A 2,080-nucleotide genomic window follows, 5' to 3' on the forward strand; every position below is an offset into this window, starting at 1 on the left:
GTCTAGTGTAAAAATGCCCGCATCGGCAGTCAGGCGCACAACAGTATCATTCAGAGCATCACGCTCGGCAGTCAGGCGCTCTACAGTCTCATTAACAGCTTTGAGGATCAGGTCCGTGGTGGCTGCGACTTCAGTCAGGCGCTCGATTATTGAATCAGCCTGTGACGCAAGGTAGTAATCTTCGCCGTGCTGTGTTTCATCGCGGCATAGCACTTTGCAGTGTTTCATTTCGGTGTGTCTCCACAAGTGATGTCAAACGGCGGCTTAGGCCTAGGCCAAGGTGTCGTATTCGGAACGGGCGAGAGCGGTTGTTGAGGCCACTGTAACGGCTTGCGTTCCAGCACTGCAACACGCTCCCGAAGTTCGTTGAGTTCCTTGCGGAGTTGCTCGATAATTTCTTGTTGTGTCATTTGATTTCCTCTCGTGTCCATACGGGTTCATACTTCTCACCACACTTTGCGGCGCAAGTAATCATGTGCTTACTTGGCGCTTCAAATACCGCAGACGGCCCCTCGTTTCCAGAGTTATCTTCGCGCATCCACCCATCAGGCTCCCTGCGCAACTCAGCTTCACCAGCTGCGATGGCTTTGGTTAATTGCTGATCAACCGGACCGTCTGCGTAGTCAAGCCCGGTTAATAGACTTTGTGCTGACTTCAACGCCTCCAGCATGATTTCAATCGTGGTCATTTGTAAGCTCCTCTGCGCTTGATGATGTTGAAGTAAGTATCCCGGCACATCGGGTAAACCCGATTGATGTCTTTGTAGCCGTCGCCCATGAGATACTTGTCACGTATTCGCGCAACTAGCGCAGCATCAAACTTAGGTGGCTTCTTTTGCAAGTTGCACCCTACACGCTTCTTGTACGCTGCGATGCAGGCTAGGCCGTAGGCTTGCATATCTTCTTCGTCGTAGATCGGACTGTCCGACGATGGCACTGGGACTGGCGGCAGGTTCATTCCCATCCTCCAAAATGCAAGCAGCAATGAGTGCTGCGATAAAGCCAATACCACAGAGGAACCACAGGGCTGCGGATATCGCGGCTTCGGTTTGTGGGGATTCTTCAGGAACTTCTTTCCCAATGTTCATGTAGAACTTATCTGCTTCGTTCATTTCAACTCTCCCTGCTCCCTAGCCTCTTGCTGTCGCTGCGCAAGCTCGATGGCCTCGTCTTCTGCGGCCTGGTCGTCAATCTCGCGCTCGGTCAATCCGGCAGCGTGAGCTTCGTGAAGTTGTGCCGGGGTCATAGTTGCGCAACCTGCAATGCACAGACGCTATTGATGTGATCCACAAGAGCCTTGCAGATGTCATCGAACTGGCTTTCGTGATACAGCGCCGCACTCTTGACCCTGGCCGGCTCGAATCCGAGTGTTGAGAGAAAGTCGGCGGTCAGGCCAAACCCAAGGCGTTCGGCAATCGTTCCAAGTTTGAGCGTCGGAAGAACCGGCTTTTGCTTGATTGGATAGGTCTTGTCGAACTGTTCCAGGCTCACCGGAAGGTTGCCGTGCATGAACATCTTCGGCTGTGCCTTGGCAATGGTGACTGCTGCTGCAGCTTCGGCCTTTGCGCGTTCTTCGCTGGCGATGCGCATCCGCTCGGCCTCTTGCTTCACCTTGTGCTCGGTGATGCGGCTCGACACGACCGCGGCCAGGTCGTCGGGGTTCTTGAGCACCAGTTGGGCTAGATCAAAGAACAGGAAGGCATATTCCTTGTTATCGGCAATGACTTTGAGATTCGATTGAATCCGGTCAGCCGCGGCGCTGGCTTCGATCTTGGCGCTTGCCAGCATGGTATTCACGGCGTCCTGAATGCTGTCGATGTTCTTCTTTCCCTTGATGGCTGTCGCAAAGTCGGCCCCAATGATCGGCATGTACTTGCCTCCAAGTCGTAGATCAAGCGCGGTGACATGCTGCTGTAGCGCAGTGCGACCAGCTTGCACAATCTCAAGGCGCAACTGTTCTTTGCGACCGGATACCATCTTTTCACTGGCCAGCCGGGTGGCGCGTGCCAGAGCTCGCAGATCGGCAACAGCGCGGCGCATGGACTCGACATCGGTCATCTGGGCAAGAGAGTAGCTCTCTG

At 54.2% G+C, this 2,080-nt stretch carries 5 protein-coding genes; all 5 read right to left on the reverse strand.

Going from position 1 to position 2,080, the window contains the following annotated elements; genetic code table 11:
- The coding region (locus ACOYNV_RS27920) for a hypothetical protein (RefSeq protein ID WP_422903087.1) at window positions 1-228 on the reverse strand (228 nt) is incomplete at its 3' end.
- A 178-nt stretch (window positions 229-406) separates the two neighbouring features.
- Window positions 407-688, reverse strand: coding sequence for a hypothetical protein (locus ACOYNV_RS27925; RefSeq protein WP_422903088.1), 282 nt, complete (start codon window positions 686-688; stop codon window positions 407-409).
- A gap of 132 nt (window positions 689-820) precedes the next feature.
- Entirely contained in the window at window positions 821-1,111 is a 291-nt protein-coding gene (locus ACOYNV_RS27930) for a hypothetical protein (RefSeq protein ID WP_422903089.1), read from the reverse strand.
- Complete coding sequence (locus ACOYNV_RS27935) at window positions 1,108-1,245, reverse strand: hypothetical protein (RefSeq protein WP_422903090.1); 138 nt, start codon at window positions 1,243-1,245, stop codon at window positions 1,108-1,110. The genes ACOYNV_RS27930 and ACOYNV_RS27935 overlap by 4 nt, the downstream gene beginning before the upstream one ends.
- Window positions 1,242-2,080, reverse strand: an 839-nt coding sequence (locus ACOYNV_RS27940) for a hypothetical protein (protein ID WP_422903091.1), incomplete at its 5' end; no start/stop codon positions are given. The genes ACOYNV_RS27935 and ACOYNV_RS27940, both read right to left, overlap by 4 nt.

This window comes from Propionivibrio sp. (assembly GCF_049316945.1).
GTDB lineage: Bacteria > Pseudomonadota > Gammaproteobacteria > Burkholderiales > Rhodocyclaceae > Propionivibrio.